Raw genomic sequence first — 15,414 nt, 5'->3', positions numbered from 1 at the left:
ATGTCCGGGCCGCTGGTGCGCTCCTCCTACCGCGCCGGCCGGCTCTGGGCCACCGCGATGCGCAAGAAGGGCTGGGAAATCCCCGCCGAACTCGCGCACATCGAAAGCTCCGGCAGCACCCGCCAGGAAGCCAGCTCCCTGCTCGCCGCTACGGCCTGACCAGACCAACCCTGATGCCCAAAAACCTGATGCCCAAAAAATCTGATGTTCAGAGAGGACCAATGATGTTCCCCATCAGAATTGAAATCATTCCTTCGGAGGGAATCGTTGAGCGGGTCACGGACCTGGTGCCGTTGACCACCACGCTCACAGTGACGTGCCTGCCCCATCACGGCATCGAGCGGACCATGCGCACTGCCGTACAGCTTGGTGTGCTGGGCTACACCGTCATCCCGCACCTCGCCGCGCGGAGCCTGCGTGACCGGGCCGAGCTGACCGGAATCCTCCGTGACTGCGATGCCGCCGGCATTCGCGAGGTGTTTGTCATCGGCGGGGACCGGAAGCGGCCGGCCGGCCAGTATGAGTCCGCCCTTCCGCTGCTGGAGGACATCGCGCAGTACACCGGCGGGTTGATGCGGGCAGGCATTGCCGGCTACCCGGAGGGCCACCCCTCCGCCGGCCCCGTGGACATGCTGGACGCGCTTCTGGCAAAGCAGCACCTGGCCTCGCACGTTGTGACCCAGATGTGCTTCGCCCCGGAGAAAATCCTTGATTTTGCGGCGCTCCTGCGCCGCGAAGGCGTTGAGCTGCCCGTCTGGGCAGGGGTGGCGGGGTCCGTGCCCCGGACCAAACTGGTCTCCCTGGCGACGCAGATCGGCGTCGGAAGTTCCCTGAAGTTCCTGAGCCGGAAGGGCCCGCTGGCCCGCAAACTCCTGAGCGGTGACCTCTACTCACCACAAAGCCTGGTGTCCGGGCTGGAAAGCCAACCGGGCAACCTCGCGGGCATCCATCTCTACAGCTTCAACAGCCTTGACTCTGTTCCCGGCGGGCCGGGTCAGGCGTCCACCTCAGCAGCACTCCAGACAGCATTGATTCGAGGAGCAGCACGTGACAACTGAAACCGTAACTTCCCACCAGGAACCGCATCTTGAGCGGCAGCTCAGCAACCGGCACATCCAGCTGATCGCCATTGGCGGCGCCATCGGCACCGGCCTCTTCATGGGGTCGGGCAAAACTATCTCAGCGGCCGGACCCTCCGTCATCTTCGTCTACATGATCATCGGCTTCATGCTGTTCTTCGTGATGCGGGCCATGGGCGAGCTCCTGCTGAGCAACCTGAACTACAAATCCTTCAGCGACTTCGCAGCGGACCTCCTCGGGCCCTGGGCCGGTTTCTTCACCGGATGGACGTACTGGTTCTGCTGGGTGATCACGGGAATCGCGGACGTCATCGCCATTGCCGGCTACTCCAAGGAACTCTGGCCGGGGCTGCCGCTGTGGATCCCGGGGCTGGCCACTGTGGCCATCCTCCTGCTCCTGAACCTCACCACGGTGAAGGCGTTCGGCGAGACCGAATTCTGGTTCGCGCTGATCAAGATCATCGCTATCGTGGCGCTGATCGTGGTGGGCCTGTTCATGATCTTCAGCGGTTTCCAGTCCGACGCCGGCCCTGCCACCTTCTCGAATTTGTGGAGCCACGGCGGATTCTTCCCGAACGAGTTCATGGGGTTTGTGGCCGGCTTCCAGATCGCCGTGTTCGCCTTTGTGGGCATTGAGCTGGTGGGCACCACCGCCGCGGAGGCCAAGGACCCGGAGAAGAACCTGCCCAAGGCCATCAACTCGATTCCCATCCGCGTGCTGCTCTTCTACGTGGGCGCCCTGATCATCCTGATGTCCGTCACCCCTTGGACCCAGTTCCAGGCCGGCCACAGCCCCTTCATCGCCATGTTTTCCCTGGCAGGGCTCGGAGCTGCGGCAACGATCGTGAACCTGGTGGTGCTCACCTCGGCCATGTCCTCGGCCAACTCCGGCATCTACTCCACATCACGCATGGTGTACGGGCTGGCACAGGAGGGCGACGCTCCGTCCGCCTTCGGCGCCTTGTCACGCCGCAAGGTTCCCCAGAACGCCCTGTTCCTGTCCTGCGTCCTCCTGCTCTCCGGCGTGGTGCTGATGTACGCCGGCCAGGACATCGGCAAGGCCTTCGACATGGTGACCACTGTGTCCGCCGTCTGCTTCGTGTTCGTTTGGTCCATCATCCTGGCCAGCTACGTTGCCTTTCGCAGGCGCCGGCCGTACCTGCATGATGCGTCCAAGTACCGGATGCCGGGCGGCATCCCCATGGTCTCTGTGGTCTTCGCGTTCTTCGCCTTCGTTCTCTGGGCCCTGACCACGCAGCCGGACACGCTCCTGGCGCTCCTTGTCACGCCGGTCTGGTTCATCCTGCTCGGAGCCGCGTGGTTCGTGCTGCGCCGGCGCCCCGCGCACCTGGCCCGCTATGCGCGGTTCCAGGCCGAGCTCGCGCAGGAAGAGGCATCAGCTGTTGCGCGAGAGTTTGAGAAGGTGAAGAAATGACCGCACAGACCCCCGGCCTGGCACCTGTGGAACCCGGTGCCACCGTGGAGCACGTCCTGACCGTCGACTGTGTGGAGTCGCCGGGCATCGTCCATTCGGTCTCGGGATTCCTGCTCAACCACGGCTGCGACATCCTGGACATCAAGCAGTACGGGGACAAGGGGCAACGGCATTTCTTTATGCGCGTCCACTTTTCCTCGGGTTCCTCCGCCGACTCATCCCCAGACTCCTCCTCAGAGCAGGAGTCCTTCAGTACCGAGGACCTGCGCCGCGACTTCACACCTGTGGCCGAGAAGTGGCAGATGAATTGGCAGCTGGAACCGCATGGCCGCAAACGCCGGGTCCTGGTGATGGTGTCCAAAATGGGCCACTGCCTCAACGACCTGCTCTTCCGGGCACGCACCGGCGACATCCCGGTGGAGATCGTGGCCGTGGTGTCCAACCACCGCGACCAGGAGGGCCTGGTCCAGTGGCACGGCATCCCGTTCTTCCACGTGCCGGTCACCAAAGACACCAAGCCCGAGGCAGAGGCCCGGCTCCTAGAGCTGGTGGACGCCCTCGACGTGGAACTCGTGGTCCTGGCCCGCTACATGCAGGTTCTGAGCGATGAGCTCTCGGCCCAGCTGGCGGGACGGACCATCAACATCCACCACTCGTTCCTGCCCAGCTTCAAAGGCGCGAAGCCGTACCACCAGGCCTACGATCGCGGCGTCAAGACCGTGGGCGCCACGGCCCACTACGTCAACGCCGAACTCGACGAGGGCCCGATCATTGCCCAGCAGGTCATCGAGGTGGACCACACGTACACCGCCGATGACCTGGTGGCCGTGGGCCGGGACGCCGAATGCGCGGCCCTCCGCAACGCCGTGCGCTGGCATTGCGAGGGCCGGATCCTGCTGCTGGGCAACCGCACCGTCATCTTGCGGTAGGCCATGAAACGGACAAAGCAATCGCTCCGGCGGTTGCGCTTGGAAACCTGGGCTGTCGTTCTCACGGCCGGTGCCCTGTTGGCAGTCATCCTCTCGCAGGCACTGTCCTATGGAAACTGACTAAACACCAGCGGACGACGGCGGGAGGTCCCGCCGTCGTCCGCTTGCGTGCCGTCGGCCGCTGTTCAGAAGCCGCGGCCTAGCCAACCGACGTCGGCTGCAGACCCCACGTCATCTTCCGGATGGCCTCGCACTGGAGACCGCTCAGCGCCGCGAGCTCGTAGTCGTCCATGACGCCCAGCCGGCGGGCCGCAGCCAGGAGTTTCACGCGCCGTCGCTCGAGAGCGGCCTTTGATTCCGCGAGCTCGGCAAGCTCCGCCTTCAGCTCGCCGATGACCGCCAGGTGCTGCTCCGCCGGCAGCCCGGACGGGAACAGGTCCTGAGAGGACAAGCCGATGGTCCGGACCGCCCAGCGGGACAGGTCCGCGGCGCCGGCGACGAGGGTGGCCTTCATGCCGTCGCAGAGTGCCTGGGCCACCTGCTCGTTCAGCCGGACGGACAGGGCGCGGACGCTGCTGGCGTTGAAGGAAATCCGCTGCCGCTCTTCCCGGAGCTTCCTCCGGATCTTTTCCGCCTGGACGGCAGCCGGGTCCGGCCTTTGCCGTCCCCGGTACCGGTAGCCGCCGACGTCGGCCGTCCGGGGGCGCGCGTCCGACGCCGGAGGGGCCTCCCGGCGGTCCCGACGGTGCAGAACGGTCAAGAGCACTCCTTGTTTCGGGTTCGGGCTCGGATTCAGGTCCGGGTCGGTTGGTGCCGCGGGGCCAACCGAACGGCCGCGCAGACGCGGCGGGCTTACGTAGAACGCTAGAGAGAATGGGGCGGCCGCGGAAATACCAATACTGCGTGGAGCCATAACCGGAACGTGTGGCCCATGGGCAGCTCAGCACGGCAACGGGCGTCCACCGGCCCTGAGACCCGGATCAGCGGCGGGAGAAAGGCCAGAAAGCCCGCACCACCCCGCCCCTCAGCCATAAGAGACGCTTATCCGTCCACGCACTTTAGGTCTTATCCATACCCGCCAGAATTCCCTAGGGTCGAAGGAAATGAGTACCGCTCCCTGCTGAATCCCTAGGACGAGACCATGTCTGAATTTGAACCTGCAACGCGGGTGTCCCGCATCAAGTCCTCCGCCAGCGTGGCCGCCGCGGCCCGTGTGCGTGAGCTGAAGGCAGAAGGGCGCCGGATCCTGGACCTGACGGTCGGCGAGCCGGATTTCGACACCCCGGACCACATCAAGGCCGCAGCCGTTGAGGCAATCAGCCGCGGCGAGACCAAGTACACCTCCGTCACCGGAACCCCCGCCCTGCAGCAGGCCATCCTGCAGACCCTCGAGCTGCGCACCGGCCTGCACTACACCCCGGCCGAGATCACCATTGGCGGCGGCGCTAAGCAGGTAATTTTCACGGCGTTCATGGCCTCCCTGGACGCCGGCGACGAAGTGGTGGTCCCCGCCCCCTACTGGGTTTCCTACCCGGACATGGTGCTCGCGAACGAGGGCACCCCCGTGGTGGTCCCCTGCGGCGAGGAGACGGGATTCAAGCTCACGCCGGAGGCCCTGGCCGGGGCCCTCAACGTGCGGACCAAATGGGTCATCCTCAACTCGCCGTCCAACCCCACGGGCGCCGTCTACTCCCGGGCCGAACTGCGCGCGCTCGCGGACGTCCTGGCCGGATTCCCGCACGTTTACGTCCTCACGGACGAGATCTACGACCAGATCTACTTCGGCGACGGCCGGCTCTCGAGCCTGGCCGAAGTGGCGCCCGAACTGAAGGACCGCATCCTGGCCGTCAACGGCGTGTCCAAGGCCTACGCCATGACCGGCTGGCGGCTGGGCTACGCGGCCGGGCCCGCCCCGCTGATCGCCGCGATCAACAAACTCCAGTCGCAGATCTCCTCCTGCCCCTCCTCGGTCAGCCAGGCCGCCGGCGCCGCCGCCCTCACCGGCGACCAGGGCTTCGTGCGGGACAGCGTCGAGATCTATCGCGGCCGGCGCGACACCGCGGTCGCGGCCCTGAACGCCGTCGACGGCCTGTCATGCACGACGCCGGACGGCGCCTTCTACGCCTACGTCAACTGCGCGGGCGTGATCGGGAAGAGCACACCCGAGGGGCAGGTCATCGGCAACGACGAGGACTTCACCCTCTACCTCCTCGAGGCAGCCTCCGTGGCGGTCATCCAGGGGTCGGCCTACGGGCTGGGCCCGTACTTCCGCATCTCCTATGCCACCAGCCTCGACGTCATCGAAGAATCCATCGCCGCCATCGACAAGGCCGTCCAGGCCCTCAACTGACCCGCACCCACCGAAGGAAAACGCCGTGATCCACGTAAAAACCAGCATCGACCGCCCCGACGCCGACGCCGTCAGCCGCCTGGCGAAATTCTCCTCAGCCACCATCCACGAGGCTCAGGGCCGCAAGGGCGCCCTCAGCTCCCGGATCAAGCCGATCGACCGGGCCATGTCCTTCTGCGGCCCCGCCGTCACCGTCCGCTGCGCCCCCAGGGACAACCTCATGCTGCAGGTCGCCATCCACTATGCGGAGGCCGGGGATGTCATCCTCGCCGCGGCAGGGGAGTTCGAGGAAGCCGGAACCTTCGGCGACGTCCTCGGCAACGCGATGAAGGCCAAGGGCCTGGCCGCCCTGGTGACCGACTCCGGCGTCCGCGACACCCAGGACCTCATCGAACTGGGACTCCCCGTCTTCTCCGGCAGCGTCTCCATCAAGGGCACCGTGAAAGAAACCATCGGCCCGATCAACCACCCCGTGGTCTTCGGCGACGAAATCATCTACCCCGGCGACGTCCTCCGCGGCGACGCGGACGGCGTTGTGGTGGTCAGGAAAGACGAGATCGAGGACGTCATCCGCCTCTCACAGGAACGTGACGACGCCGAGCGCGAACTGATCAGCCTCTACAAGGCCGGCGGAACCACCATCGACCTGTGCAAGCTCACCGACGTCCTGAAGGCCAAGGGCCTGCTGGTCGAGCAGGCTTAGTCCGAGCCGGCCGGGCAGCGCCTGCACCACCGCCGCCACCTACAGCGCCGACAGCGCCGCCGCACGGGAGTTCCCGTGCGGCGGCTTTGGCATGTGCGCAGCGGCACGCGCGGAGGGCATGCGAAAAGGGAGGGCCCGATGTCCGTGCAGGACAATCGGACCCTCCCTTTGGCAACAGCCCGGCCAGGCCGCCAAGGCTTACCGGGCGGGAAGCTGATGGGTAGGGGGACCGACGACGGCGTCCTCCAGGTACCAGACGGTCGAGCTTCCGCCGGTGGCGGGCATGATGCTGCCTTCGAAAATAAAGACGGGTTCCACGGGGCGATCCGCCGGACGCCAAAAACCGTTGGCCGGGCAGTGGCAGCCGGTTTTCGCCATCAGTCCCAGACTTCCGTCGGAAATTCTTCGCAAAGTGCTGATCTTTTTCACCGAATGCTCCCAATTAGGTCTTCATGAAAGTAGCTGCCGCAATTTCCCGGCTTGTCTCTAATTTTAGAATCCCGTTCGCCCAATTACTAAGACGAATGATGAATGACCTAATAAGCGGATGATATGAGAGGCTACCGCGCGTATTTGTCGCTGAGCATTTCCTGGAGCATTTCCTTCAGCACCAGCAGGACCGCGGACGCCGCCTCGGAGAGCGGGTCATGGTCCGGGGTGCACAGGGCGATCTTGCACTGCAGTGCGGGATCCACGATTCGCAGGACATGGAAGTCTTCCTCGTGGAACAGGGCATCCGCGGCGGACTTGGGCATGATCGTGGCGCCCAGATCGGCCCGCAGGAGCCGGGCCAGGGACGGCACCGACTCCACCTCGCCGACCAGCTGGAGGGCGAGACCCTTGCTGTCAAAACCGGACTCGACAACCTGGCGCAGGGTGTGGATTTTCTCGGGCAGGAAAAGACCGAACCGGGCGACTTCCTCCAGCGTGATTTCACCATTGCCGGGCGCCACATCGAACCTGCCGGCATTGACCACAAAGTGCAGGTCCTCGACGATCATCGTGGTGAACTGGACGCCACGGATCGGTCCCGGCTCGTAAATGAGGGCCATGTCCAGCCGGCCGTTCTTGATCGCTTCGCTGAGCACGCCGCCGTAGATTTCCGTGACGTGCAGGACGATGTCCGGGTACCGGCGGCCCACTTCACCGATGATCCTCGGCGTCAGGCTCGACGCCATGCTGTACGGCGCAATGGCAATGGAGACGCGCCCGGAGGGGGCCGCCCCGGACTTGGCGACGTCCTGCCGGGCCTGCTCCACCAGCCGCAGGATGGACTGCGCGTGCCGGTACAGGGTGTGCCCGGCGGCCGTGGGCTTGACGCCCTGCTTGCTGCGGATCAGCAGGCGCTGCTTGAGATCAGTTTCCAGCGCCGAAACCTGCTGGCTCAGGGCCGGCTGGGCCACGTGCAGCGCCGCCGCGGCCTTGGTGATGCTGCCCGAATCCACGATCTGGACGAAGTACGCAAGCTTCCGCGTGTCCATAGCCGCCTTCTCTCTTCGCGGCGTCCCGGACCCGGAAAGGTCATAGGCGGATGCAGTGGAGGGATACGCAATAGGTCTTTGTGTGATCCACATCGCCGACACTAGGTTGAACCCGGAACGCTATTTCACTAATCGTACATTCTATCCCCCCGGAACCATGCAATTTCGTGATGACGCAAGACGAATTTCGCATGGGTGGGGTGTTTACAGGAATGGATGCGTTCTTTTACATTTTCGAAATATGCGGTCCATAGCTTGAATGCAATCGCAATCCCGCGGCGGCAAGCCGGAATCTGATGTGAGACGAGGTGGCACATGAAGCGAGACCCAGGGACCGTCATAACCGGCGCCTATCCCGTGACATGGATTACGTCTTTGTGTGAGCCAAGTCGCGATGCCAGACTTTTTGACAGCAGCCCGACATCCCGGGCCGCCGGACCTCAGGCCTCACACCGGGCCGCTAACCGGCACCCACTTCACTACCGGAAGCTGAGCGTTGCCCCTCGCGGCGCAACGTTCCAGCCAACACCCCAGGAGGGCTCACATGGGACCCACAGTTGATCTCGTTGCAGATCTCGGCGAAGGCTTTGGCGCCTACTCGATGGGCGACGACGCGGCCCTGCTCGAAGTGGTCTCCAGTGCCAACATCGCCTGCGGATTCCATGCCGGAGACCCGGACATCATGAACGCCACCGTCGCCGAATGCGTGCGGCGCGGCGTCAGCATCGGGGCGCACCCGAGCTTCCCCGACCTCCGGGGCTTCGGCCGGCGCGCCATGGACCTCACCGCGGATGAAGTCCGCAACGACGTCCTCTACCAGTTCGGCGCACTGAGCGCCTTCGCCGCCTACCACGGCACCGGCGTCGCGCACATCGCACCCCACGGACGCCTCGGCAACCTCGTCGCCACCCGGGCCGACTACGCCGAGGCCGTGGCCGACGCCGCCTCCCGGATCAACCCGGACCTGATCGTCCTGGCCCAGGACGGTGCGCTGGCTGACGCCGCCGCCGGTCGGCAGCTCCCGGTCGCCATTGTGGGCATCGCGGACCGCGCCTACGAGGCAGACGGCACCCTGGTGCCACGCAGCCGCCCCGGCGCCGTCATCCATGACCCCTCGGCGATCGTGGACCGCACCATCCGCATGGTGTGCGAAGGGCTCATCGAAACCGTCGCCGGAACAGACCTGCCGATCACCGCCGACACCATCCTGCTGCACGGGGACACCCCCGGCGCCGTGCACCTGGCCCGTCAGGTCCGCGCCGAACTTGAAAAAGCCGGCGTGAGAATCGCCCCGCTCGCCCAGGTGCTGGCCGCAAAAGTGAAGGCTGCCTGAGATGACCGCCACGTCAACGCCAACACCGGTGGAGGTCTTCGAATCCGGGGACTCCGCCCTGCGCGTCGTCGCTTCTTCCCCGGACCAGGAAGCCAACTGGACCACGGTGCATGCCCTCGCCGCCTGGCTTGAGGCCGCAGGCGCCGACGGCGTCCACGGCGCCGTCCCGACGTACGATTCCCTGCTGGTGGAATTCGATCCCGGCGTCACCTCCGCACGGCAGGTCCGCGCCTTTGTCCTCCTGGGCATGCGCCAGCTCGACTTCATTGGCGCGCCGGCCCGGGCTCCTCGGGAGTTCAACGTCCCCGTCGTTTACGGCGGGGAGTATGGCCCGGACCTGGAACGCGTCGCCGAGCATGAACAGCTCTCCGTCCAGGACATCATCGCGCTGCACACGGCCAAGTCCTATGTCATCCGCTGCCTCGGCGCCCCCGCCGGATCACCCATGATGGACGGCCCCGAATTTCCGCTCCCGGTCCCGCGGCTGAAGGACCCCCGCCTGTCCGTTCCCGCCGGTGCAGTCGCCGTCGCGGGCCGGCAGGCCGTCATTGCCCCCGCTGCGGCACCCGGCGGATGGTGCGTCATCGGCCAGACTCCGCTGGCAGTCCTTGACGCCACGAGCGAACCGCTCGTTCCCTACGTCCCCGGCGACCTGCTGAGGTTCCACCAGATCCAGCCCGAAGAGTTCGCGGACTACGCCGGCCGGAAACTGGAGGCGGCACGATGAGCGGCTCCCTGATCATCCAGCAGCCCGGCCACTCCGTGGTCACCGACCTGGGGCGCTTCCGGGGACCCCGGTTCGGACTGCCCGTAAACGGTGCCCTGGACCAGTTCTCCGCACGCGCCGCGAACATCCTCACCGCCAACGAGGACAACGCCCCGCTGCTGGAGATCACCGCACTGGATTTCCGCATGCGGGCCACCACGGACATCCTCATCGCCGTCACCGGTGCGCCCCTGCGGCTCACGGTGGGCGGGCGCGAATGCCCGCAGTGGGAACCGGTCTCCGTCCGCGCCGGCGAAACGGTGGCGCTGCGCCAAATCACCGGCGGCCTCCGGTCCTACCTGGCCGTCCATGGCTCGGTGGAGGCGCCCGTCCTGCTTGGCAGCTGCGCCCCGGACACCGTGGTCGGATTCGGCCTGCGGCTGACGGAAGGCACCGAACTCAAGACCTCGCGAAGCGTCGCGCCGATCCGGCAACCGTACTTCGACCTGCCGCTGTTCCGGCTGGGACTTACCCGGCCGCAATTCAGCAGCCACGCGGTAGTGGAGGTCACGGACGGGCCCGACGTCGACGAATTCGGCGACACCGCCGACCTTCTCTTCACCACCGAATACACCGTCAGCGCCCGGAGCAACCATATTGGCCTGCGCCTGGGCGGAGCCCTCCCCGAACGCCAGTCGAGCGCGGAAGTGCTCTCGCGCGGCGTCCCGGTCGGGGCGATCGAGGTGCCGTCCCGGGAGGAACTCCTGGTACTGCACCGCGGCCGCGGAGTCACCGCCGGCTACCCCGTCCTGGCAGTGGTCACCACCCGCTCGCTGGATGTGCTGGCCCAGGCCCGGCCTGGCCACACCATAACCTTCCGCAAGACCACCGTCCCCGACGCTACGGCGAAACACCGGGCGGCCTTGCGGGAACTGGAGAACCTCCGTTCGACAGTCAGTACCGTCTTTTCCCTCCTCGGCATCGGCAGCCAGCCCGGCTGGCCACAGCTCGCGCCAGCCTCCGGAAGCTAACAACCCTCGCATCAGTTCCAAAGCCTTGTTACCATCCCCCTTAGTAAGGAAAGCCATGTCAATTTCTACGCACGCGGCCCAGCCGCACAAAGAGCGGCTCAGCAGTAAGCAGACCCGCAAAGTTGTTTTGGCCGGCTGCGTCGGCATTTTCGTGGAACTCTATGACAACGGCATCTTCGCTTTCATGGCCGGAACGCTCGCCCTGGTGTTCCTGGCGCCCGGCAACCCGGACAACGCCCTGCTGTTCGTCTTCGCAGGCTACGCCGTGTCCTTCTTCGTGCGCCCCCTCGGCGCCGTGGTCTGCGGCTACCTGGGGGACCGCATCGGCCGGCAAAAGCTGCTTGTCTTCGTCATCCTGCTGATCAGCGTGGCGACGGCCGGCATCGGCCTGCTGCCGAGCTACGCCGCAATCGGCATCGCGGCACCGGTGCTCCTGGTGTTGCTGCGCATGCTGCAGGGCTTCTCCGTTGGCGGCGAAGCCGCCGGCGCCATGACCTTCCTCGCCGAGCACGCCCCCGAAGGCAAGCGCGGCATCATCACCTCCTACGCCCAGATCGCCTCCTTCGCCGCTCTCCTCACCGGTACGCTCGTGGCCTTCTCCATGTCCCCGTGGCTCACCCAGGCAGCGATCGACGGCGGCGGCTTCGGTGCCTTCGCCTGGCGCATCCCGTTCCTGGTCGCCATTCCCATGGGCATCATCGGCTGGTACATCCGCAAGGCCATCAGCGACACCCCCAACTTTGAGAAGCTGAAGGAAGAGGGCGGCCTGTCCAAGAACCCGCTCAAGGAAGCCTTCAAGTCCGCCGAACACCGCCGCGCCATGCTCCTGGCCCTGTTCATCCCGCTCATGAACGGCTCCGGCTACTACGTCCTGTTCTCCTACATGCCCACGTTCCTGAAGGGCAAGCAGATCAACTTCACCATCGGTGAGGCCCTGATCGTCACCGCCTGCAGCCTGGTGGCCATCTGCATCGCCATCCCGTTCATGGGTGCCCTGTCCGACCGTGTTGGCCGCAAGAAGGTCATCGCCGGCTCCGCAATCGCCATGGCGATCGTCGGCATCCCCGCCTACGCCCTGATCGCCACCGGCAACATGGGCCTGGCCATCCTCGGCGCCTGCATCATGGCAGTCGTCTTCGCCGGCCACACCGCGGTGATCCACATCCTGATCGTGGAACTGTTCCCCACCCGCGTCCGCTACTCCGCCTACGGACTGGGCTACAACGTCTCCTCGGCACTCTTCGGCGGCACGGCGCCGCTGCTGATGACCTGGCTCATCTCGTCCACCGGCAACATCTACATGCCGGCCTTCTACGCCGTCATCACCGCGCTGGGCACCCTCGTTGCCGTCAGCACAGTCAAGGACCGGGCGCACCTGCCGCTCCGCGACGCCTAACTACCCACCCCCGAGCTGCTGCACTGAAACAACTGCAGGCTCACCACCAGGAGACTTACATGCCTTTTTCTGACTACTCAACTGCCCTCGTCACCGGTGCATCCACCGGAATGGGCGCCGCGATCGCCGACCGCCTGGCCAAGCGGGGGCTCACGGTCCACGCCGTGGCCCGCGACGAGGAACGCCTGAAAGAACTGGCCGACAAGACCGGGGCCATCCCGCACGTCGTGGACCTGACCGACACCGCGGCGCTGGCCGCCGCCGTCGGCGATCTTGAGGTCGATGTCCTGGTGAACTGCGCCGGAGTGTCACGGCCGGGGAACATCCTGGATTCCAGCGAGAGCGACATTGACGAACTCGTGGACGTCAACCTGCGTGGGCTGCTCCAGCTGACCCGGCTGGTGCTGCCGGGCATGGTGGAGCGGGACCGCGGGCACGTGCTCAACATCAGTTCAATCGCCGGGGTCTACAACTTCTACGGCCACACCGTCTATCACGCCACCAAGGCGGCCGTGCATCAGGTCTCCCGGCAGCTGCGCAACGACACCGTGGGCAAGCGCATCCGGGTCACGGAGATCTGCCCCGGTCGCGTCGAAACGGAAATCTTCGGCCGCAACATGGGCGGCACACCCGAGGCCATGGAGGAGGCATGGAAGACGTACTACGAGGGCTACGAGTCGCTGACCACGGACGACATCGTCAACGCCCTGGACTACGCAATCGAGACGCCCCGGCACGTGAACGTGGGCATGCTCGAACTCATGCCCACGTTCCAGGTCCCCGGCGGACTCACCTTCGACAGGCGCTAGCCACTTCAACCGGCGCTCACCGCGCAGCCCCCGCTGGCCCGCCCGCCCGCCCACTTCACCGTTCAGATCGATAGGTTCTCCGATGCAAACAGTCCGCACCGTCAGCTTCCCCGACTCCCAACTCCTCGCCGATCTCTCACCCCTGCCCGAAGGGCTGAGAGGGGTGGTTTGGGACCTGAAATCGGAGCCCGACGGCGGGACGGTCAGCGAGATCGACGGCGTCATCCTCCCGTACATCGATGCTTCCGCCGTGCTGGGTTCCCTGGCACAGGTCGAGGGGCTGAAGTATGTGCAGACCCAGTCCACCGGCTACGACGGGGTCATCGAGGCCGCCGGACCGGCGGCGGGGGTGGCCAGCGCCTCCGGTGTCCACGCAGCCGCCACCGCGGAACTGGCCGTGGGGCTGATCCTGGCGAAGCTGCGCGGCATCGACCAGGCCGTCCGCGACCAGCAGTACGGCCTCTGGCGGCCGGAGCGGCGCCAGTCCCTGGCCGACCGGCGCGTGCTGCTGGTGGGCGTCGGCGGGATCGGACACGAAATCGCCCGCGGCCTGGAGCCCTTCGAGGTCACCATCACGCGGGTGGGGAGTTCGGCCCGCACCGACGAAAACGGTGAGGTGCACGCGTCCGCGGAGCTGCCCGTCCTCGCCGCCACGCACGACATCCTGGTTTCGGTGCTGCCCCTGAACGAGCAGACCCACCAGCTGATCGGCGAAGAGGTCCTTGCTGCTTTGCCGGACGGCGCCCTGGTGGTCAACGTGGGCCGCGGCTCCGTGGTGGACACGGCTGCACTGACCAAGGAGGTCCTGTCCGGGCGCCTGCAGTGCGCGCTCGACGTCGTGGATCCGGAGCCGCTGCCGCAGGACCACCCGCTGTGGTCCACGCCCAACGCCCTGATCACCCCGCACACCGGCGGCAACGCCTCGGCCTTCCAGCCGAGGATCCTGAAGCTTCTCCGGAAGCAGCTCGAAGCCCTGGCCGCCGGGCAGGCCCCGGCCAACCTGGTGCAGAGCGGCCCCTTCTAGGCAACGCCTTCGAGGGAGCCACGACAAAACAACGACCCATTCCGCGCGATACCGCGCAGACCGCGGCAAAGGAGCTGCTCTTTAATGACTTCACTTTTTGACCTGACGGGGCGGGTGGCCCTGGTGACCGGTTCGAGCCGGGGGATCGGCAATGCGCTGGCGCGGGCGCTGGCGGATGCCGGGGCCACGGTGGTGCTTAACGGCATCAACGGTGAGCGGCTCAAGGCCGCGGAGGCGGCGATGGCCGCGGACTACCCGCCGGGGCGGGTGCACGGCTGCGCGTTCGATGTCACCAGCGATACCGAGGCGGCCCGGGGCATCGCGTGGGTGGAGGAGCATGTGGGGCCGCTGGAGATCCTGGTGAACAACGCCGGGATCCAGCACCGGGTCCCGATGCTGGAGCTGGATGTGGCGGATTGGGAGCGGGTGATCTCCACGGACCTGACCAGCGCGTTCCTGGTCGGGCGGGCGGCGGCCCGGCACATGATCCCCCGGGGCCGGGGCAAGATCATCAACATCTGTTCGGTCCAGACCGACCTGGCCCGGCCCACGATCGCCCCGTATGTGGCGGCCAAGGGCGGGCTGCGGAACCTGACCCGGGCGATGACCGCGGAGTGGGCGGGGTCCGGGCTGCAGATCAACGGGATCGCGCCGGGCTACATCCACACCGAGATGACGCAGAACCTGGTCGATGACGAGGGCTTCAATGCCTGGATCCTGGGCCGGACCCCGGCGCACCGGTGGGGGACCGTGCAGGACCTGGCCGGGCCCGCGGTGTGGCTGGCCTCGGGCGGTTCGGACTTCGTCAACGGCCAGACCATCTTCATCGACGGCGGAATGACGGTGGTGGTCTGATGCGCGGCACCACAGCACCGGCTGGTCCGGCCCTGCCCGGGACGGTACTGCCCGTTTCGGGCCTGGCGGTGGTGGCCCACGCGGCCGGTGACCTGCGGATCGAGGACGTGGCGCTGGCCGCCCCGGCCCCGGATGAGGCCGTCGTCGAAGTCCGCTACGGCGGGATCTGCGGTTCGGACCTGCATTACTGGCTGCACGGCGCGGCGGGGGAGTCCATCCTGAGGGCGCCCCTGGTGCTCGGGCACGAGGTCTCCGGCACGGTGGTCCGGGCCGCGGCGGACGG

At 66.4% G+C, this 15,414-nt stretch carries 15 protein-coding genes and 1 pseudogene; 14 read left to right on the top strand and 2 right to left on the bottom strand.

Features of this window, described 5'->3' with window-relative positions:
• The 4 genes and pseudogenes from AC1DDO_RS22760 to purU all read left to right on the top strand — a co-directional run.
• A pseudogene (locus AC1DDO_RS22760) lies at positions 1–159 on the top strand (lipoyl synthase); the annotation flags it as partial.
• A 62-nt stretch (positions 160–221) separates the two neighbouring features.
• Complete coding sequence (locus tag AC1DDO_RS22755; protein ID WP_476869614.1) at positions 222–1,058, top strand: methylenetetrahydrofolate reductase; 837 nt, start codon at positions 222–224, stop codon at positions 1,056–1,058.
• Positions 1,048–2,514, top strand: a complete 1,467-nt coding sequence (cycA, locus tag AC1DDO_RS22750) for a D-serine/D-alanine/glycine transporter (RefSeq protein ID WP_476869615.1) — start codon at positions 1,048–1,050, stop codon at positions 2,512–2,514. Before AC1DDO_RS22755 ends, cycA begins: the two co-directional genes overlap by 11 nt.
• Positions 2,511–3,443 (top strand): formyltetrahydrofolate deformylase, encoded by a 933-nt coding sequence (purU, locus tag AC1DDO_RS22745; protein WP_476972828.1) that lies wholly within the window; start codon positions 2,511–2,513, stop codon positions 3,441–3,443. The genes cycA and purU overlap by 4 nt, the downstream gene beginning before the upstream one ends.
• Before the next feature lie 199 nt (positions 3,444–3,642).
• Here the strand turns inward: purU and AC1DDO_RS22740 are convergent, their stop codons facing one another.
• Complete coding sequence (locus tag AC1DDO_RS22740) at positions 3,643–4,203, bottom strand: hypothetical protein (protein WP_476972827.1); 561 nt, start codon at positions 4,201–4,203, stop codon at positions 3,643–3,645.
• A 381-nt stretch (positions 4,204–4,584) separates the two neighbouring features.
• On the opposite strand from AC1DDO_RS22740, the gene AC1DDO_RS22735 reads away from it, so the two are divergent.
• Positions 4,585–5,793, top strand: a complete 1,209-nt coding sequence (locus AC1DDO_RS22735) for an aspartate transaminase (RefSeq protein ID WP_476972826.1) — start codon at positions 4,585–4,587, stop codon at positions 5,791–5,793.
• A gap of 25 nt (positions 5,794–5,818) precedes the next feature.
• Positions 5,819–6,496 carry a 4-carboxy-4-hydroxy-2-oxoadipate aldolase/oxaloacetate decarboxylase gene (locus tag AC1DDO_RS22730; protein WP_476972825.1) on the top strand — a complete coding sequence of 226 codons (678 nt, stop codon included), beginning with the start codon at positions 5,819–5,821 and terminating at the stop codon, positions 6,494–6,496.
• Positions 6,497–7,056: 560 nt separating this feature from the next.
• Here AC1DDO_RS22730 and AC1DDO_RS22725 read toward each other — a convergent pair.
• Positions 7,057–7,977, bottom strand: a complete 921-nt coding sequence (locus AC1DDO_RS22725; protein WP_476869629.1) for a LysR substrate-binding domain-containing protein — start codon at positions 7,975–7,977, stop codon at positions 7,057–7,059.
• Positions 7,978–8,521: 544 nt separating this feature from the next.
• On the opposite strand from AC1DDO_RS22725, the gene AC1DDO_RS22720 reads away from it, so the two are divergent.
• From AC1DDO_RS22720 to AC1DDO_RS22685, 8 genes are all read left to right on the top strand, one after another.
• Positions 8,522–9,310, top strand: a complete 789-nt coding sequence (locus AC1DDO_RS22720) for a LamB/YcsF family protein (protein WP_476869630.1) — start codon at positions 8,522–8,524, stop codon at positions 9,308–9,310.
• A gap of 1 nt (position 9,311) precedes the next feature.
• The gene (locus tag AC1DDO_RS22715) at positions 9,312–10,037 is read left to right on the top strand and encodes a 5-oxoprolinase subunit B family protein (RefSeq protein WP_476869631.1); all 726 of its coding nucleotides are present in this window, start codon (positions 9,312–9,314) and stop codon (positions 10,035–10,037) included.
• Positions 10,034–11,047 (top strand): 5-oxoprolinase subunit C family protein, encoded by a 1,014-nt coding sequence (locus tag AC1DDO_RS22710; protein WP_476972824.1) that lies wholly within the window; start codon positions 10,034–10,036, stop codon positions 11,045–11,047. The genes AC1DDO_RS22715 and AC1DDO_RS22710 overlap by 4 nt, the downstream gene beginning before the upstream one ends.
• A gap of 55 nt (positions 11,048–11,102) precedes the next feature.
• Complete coding sequence (locus AC1DDO_RS22705; protein WP_476972823.1) at positions 11,103–12,443, top strand: MFS transporter; 1,341 nt, start codon at positions 11,103–11,105, stop codon at positions 12,441–12,443.
• Between the two features lie 59 nt (positions 12,444–12,502).
• A complete protein-coding gene (locus tag AC1DDO_RS22700; protein WP_476972822.1) occupies positions 12,503–13,252 on the top strand; it encodes an SDR family oxidoreductase in 750 nt (249 codons plus the stop codon).
• 82 nt (positions 13,253–13,334) lie between these two features.
• The gene (locus AC1DDO_RS22695; RefSeq protein WP_476972821.1) at positions 13,335–14,276 is read left to right on the top strand and encodes a 2-hydroxyacid dehydrogenase; all 942 of its coding nucleotides are present in this window, start codon (positions 13,335–13,337) and stop codon (positions 14,274–14,276) included.
• An 84-nt stretch (positions 14,277–14,360) separates the two neighbouring features.
• Complete coding sequence (locus tag AC1DDO_RS22690) at positions 14,361–15,131, top strand: SDR family oxidoreductase (protein WP_476972820.1); 771 nt, start codon at positions 14,361–14,363, stop codon at positions 15,129–15,131.
• Positions 15,131–15,414: alcohol dehydrogenase catalytic domain-containing protein (locus tag AC1DDO_RS22685; protein WP_476972819.1), on the top strand; the 284-nt coding region annotated here is incomplete at its 3' end. The genes AC1DDO_RS22690 and AC1DDO_RS22685, both read left to right, overlap by 1 nt.

It is taken from the genome of Arthrobacter sp. 10N43 (genome assembly GCF_056394525.1).
The sequence above is the reverse complement of the archived record's forward strand: the minus strand, read 5'-3'. Positions and strand labels throughout refer to the sequence as shown.